Here is a 4,122-nt window from a genome sequence, read left to right on the forward strand (position 1 = left end):
TAAACGACGGCGAACCGTTTCGGCCGCTCGCTGGTAGAGATTCGGGAATTCCAAGAGGTCGGAGAGTATGAAATAGCCATCGTACCTCAAGAGTGGATTGCCATTGAACAAGAGGGTACTGATACCGCATACAAACATCAGATTTAAGCAAATCGAGTGAAACAAACCCGGCTCGCTCAGCCACCACAGGAATGTGCACATTGCCGCGATCGTGGCCTCAATCGCAATTCCTGCCGCACTGACCGCGGCTCGCTGCCAGCGGCTTTGCAGCATCCAACTATCAGTCACGTTGCAATACAGACACGGTGTGAACACGAGCAACATAAAGCCCATTTCATGACATTCGCCGCCGAACTTCTTGCAGACCAAGCCGTGACCAAATTCATGCAGCACCTTCACACAGCCAAGCAAGCCTGCCATCAACAGCAAATTTCCTGAACTCAGCCAGGCCCTCGCCTCGGGCAATCTCTCCGAGACCTGTTCATGCCGAATGACCAAGAGCAGGATTGCAGCCGCAATCAAAATCCCTGCCGGAACCATCGTCCAGCACGATATGAGCCAGCCAAAGCGAGCAACCAGCCCGCCCAGAAGCCTGTCGGGGTCAAATCCACGAAATCGAAGTGAGAGCACATTCGCAAGACCCGACCACCGCCGAGAGCTTTCGATGCGTGCATTTCGTGCTGCCAGCGAACGACCATATCCCGGCTGTTGAGCGACCAGCAGTCCCTGTTGCACGAGTTGTCCGATAAACCTCACCAGTTCCTCCGGCGAGAGTGTTTGCGGCCGGAACTGCTGATGAAATGATTCACAGAGTTCGAGGGTTGAGACGGGATGATGAAGCTGACTCAGGACAAACGCTTCCTCATCCCGCAGTTCATAGTAAGAGAGCGAAACAGGATCCTTCACGTCATGGACGCGAACACCATTCCGGGTCGAGATCTTGCTCTGGAGGTCTTTTCGACTGCGCCAGGGAATTACTGCTTTAAGGTCCACGCTTCACCAGGCTTGTGTCGCCGCATTCACGTTATCGATATCCATTGAGGAATGCTTTATCAGATCATCGCCAGCAAACAAAGTGCGAACTGCTCACGATTGCGTTGACCTGATATCCGCTTGCGAAATCGATTCAGGAAGCGGATATCAACTACTCAAGTGGCCCGATTCCGTCAGATACGATTCTGTCTCAGTACTTCCTCGGGTAGGATCTGCGCGGAATTCGTTACCAACCGATCCTTCAGTGGTCACTTCGCCCCATGTCCGACTCTTTCGCATTTCACAGTATTGTGGAGCTCGGCGTTCGCTTGAGGACCAGACAAACGTCAGCCATAGAGCTGGCCGAGTTTTATCTCGATCGCCTGAAGCAATTCGGACCGCGCTACAACGCCATCGTACGAGTGACGTCTGAGCTCGCCCTGGCACAGGCCCGACAGGCCGATGCAGAAATGCAGGCCGGTTATGACCGGGGTCCCATGCACGGCATCCCATTTGGTGTTAAAGATCTTCTGGTAACGAAGGGAATACCCACAACGTGGGGGGCAGCTCCTCTGCAGAACCAGGTATTCGATGAAGACGCCACAGTCATCGTCCGGCTGAGAGAAGCCGGCGCAGTGCTGTGCGCCAAGTTGGCGATGGTCGAACTGGCGGGGGGATTCGGCTACAAGCAGGCCGATGCCACATTCTCAGGACCGGGCCTGAACCCATGGGACAAATCACGGTGGGCGGGAGGATCCTCCTCGGGTTCCGCTTCAGCAGTAGGTGCCGGACTGGTCCCCTTTGCGATCGGCTCAGAAACTCTCGGGTCCATCGTGACTCCCGCATGCTATTGTGGTGTGGCGGGCTTAAGACCCACTTATGGACGCGTCAGCCGCCACGGAGCCATGGCACTTAGTTGGACCCTCGACAAGTTGGGGCCGCTTTGCCGCACTTCGGAAGATTGTGGTCTGGTTCTAGACGCGATTGCCGGTGCAGACCCGTCAGACGACACCTGCATAGTCTCTCCGTGGACCTTCGAGCATCCTCAGGTCAAACGCTCCTTTCGCTTTGCCGTGCTGGACGTCGATCCCGGCGAAGTCCAGCCAGAAGTATTCCAGAACTATGAACAATCACTGAAGGTCCTGGAAAAGCTCGGCTCGGTCGAGACAATTGAACTTCCCGATCTCCCCTACTCGATCCTCGCAAGCACGATTATTTCGAGTGAGATGTCTGCAGCGTTTGAAACCTTCATGGCCGAGGGAGGATCGTGGGAACTCACCGCGCCGGAAGATCGCTGGGGCGGCTTTTCTAACCTGCTTATCCCTGCAAAAGACTACATCAATGCAATGAGGATTCGACGGCAGATCCAGCGGGAGATCAATGGGGTCCTGGCAAATTATGATGCGATCGTCACCCCCACGCTGAACACGGAAGCAGGCCCGATCATTCAGCGTTTCGCTGAATGGTCACGTGGGTTCGTCTGCTCCGAACTGGGGAGTGCCGCGAACTTATGTGGTCTACCAGCCCTGACTCTCCCCAACGGATTTGGGGAGGACGGTTTGCCGACGGGAATTGAGTTCACCGGCCGGGCTCTCGACGAGAACACAATCCTGTCAATCGGCTGCGTCTATCAGGAGGCAACCGACTGGCACGAGAATTTTCCGAGCATCGCTGAATGAAAGGGGGTTAGCGAGAGCCTCGCAGTCGCGGATCAGAAGCGTCGCGAAGTGCTTCTCCCATCAGGTTATAAGCCGTAATGGTGAGGAAAATCGCCAGTCCCGGAAAGTGAATGAGCCACGGAGCATGCTGCAGGGAATCACGACCATCTGCCAGCAACCCCCCCCAGGAGGGCGTTGGCTTGGAAATCCCCAAGCCCAGAAACGACAAACCACTTTCTGTCAGGATTGCACCAGCAATTCCGAACGTGGCAGAGACCAGTACGGGTGCCATGGCGTTGGGTAAGACATGGCGGAAGATAATTCTCATCGGCGTATAGCCTAGTGCGCGGCCAGCGACCACGAACTCCTGGTCGACCAGTCGCAGAAACTCACCGCGCACCAGCCTCGCAATACCAGTCCAACCGGTCAATCCAATAACGATCATGATGTTGACGATGTTCTGACCGACCAGAGCCACGATCGTCAGAATCAGGAAGAACGTGGGGAAGCAGATCATGACCTCAATGATGCGGGAGATCAGAAGATCACACCATCCACGGTAGTACCCCGCCAGGGCACCGACGATGATTCCAATTGTCACGTAGATAGCGACGGCCACCAGTCCGACGGAAAGACTGACTCGACCTCCCCAGATCATTCTGCAAAGCACGTCACGACCGGAAGCATCGGTACCAAGCCAGTGCGGTCCACTCCATTGCGAGGCCAGCTTAATCGAAGCGGCGTCTTTCCCCGGCGGACACCACTTAGCAGGGTACCACGCCGGTGCGGCTGATTTTCCGGCCAGGTCATATTCATCAATGCCATAGGCAATCGGAGGCCACATGACAGATTCGTAGACCACAGGTGCTTTGGCAGCATCGGGATCCGCGGCCAGAACTCCCGATTTATACTCAGTCCGATCAACTCGATAAGGAACCTGCCACCACCACAACATCCCCGCAATGAGAGGCAACCCCATTACGAGAAAGGAATACACCCTCCGACGAATATGATCATTCTCGACTGGAACCAGCCTGCGGAGCAGCCAGATCCACAAGGGCGTGAGTAGAAACAGGATATTCGCAACCTGAAAGCCAACATCTGCGGCGTTGAGCGAGGCAAACACAGGCCAGTGTGACTTCGAGACAAGTGTGACGCTGCTGGCGTCGAAGCTGGAACGAAGTTCTCGCTGCAGTTGTCTAAGAGCATCACTTCTCCCCTCCATGCCGGACGAGCGAAGGATATTGAGGATCTTGTTCTCAAGCTCGCTGAGCTCAGCCGACTTTTCCGGAGGCAGAGCACTTTCCATGAGATCCATCTGCAAGGCGATCGTCTTGATCGTCGCATCAGGAATCGAAAGAGCCGAATCTTTCGCCAGGGCTTCAATCTGCTGCGACATGGCACCACGAAGTGTCCTCGCCGCTTCCTGGTATTCGAACCGATTAATCCCGACGTAAAAAATCGGTCGGGCGTTCGCCAGGAAAGGAGCAAA

At 55.4% G+C, this 4,122-nt stretch carries 2 protein-coding genes and 1 pseudogene; 1 reads left to right on the forward strand and 2 read right to left on the reverse strand.

What is annotated here, in order from left to right:
• Nucleotides 1–993, reverse strand: a pseudogene (locus tag VGE80_RS22705) (hemolysin D); the annotation flags it as partial.
• A 308-nt stretch (nt 994–1,301) separates the two neighbouring features.
• On the opposite strand from VGE80_RS22705, the gene VGE80_RS22710 reads away from it, so the two are divergent.
• On the forward strand, nt 1,302–2,651 hold the full coding sequence (locus tag VGE80_RS22710; protein WP_440594230.1) for an amidase: 1,350 nt from the start codon (nt 1,302–1,304) through the stop codon (nt 2,649–2,651).
• Between the two features lie 7 nt (nt 2,652–2,658).
• Here VGE80_RS22710 and VGE80_RS22715 read toward each other — a convergent pair.
• On the reverse strand, nt 2,659–4,122 hold a 1,464-nt coding region (locus VGE80_RS22715), incomplete at its 5' end, for an ABC transporter permease (protein WP_440594231.1).

It is taken from the genome of Schlesneria sp. (assembly GCF_036405755.1).
GTDB classification, from domain to species: Bacteria; Planctomycetota; Planctomycetia; order Planctomycetales; family Planctomycetaceae; genus Schlesneria; species Schlesneria sphaerica.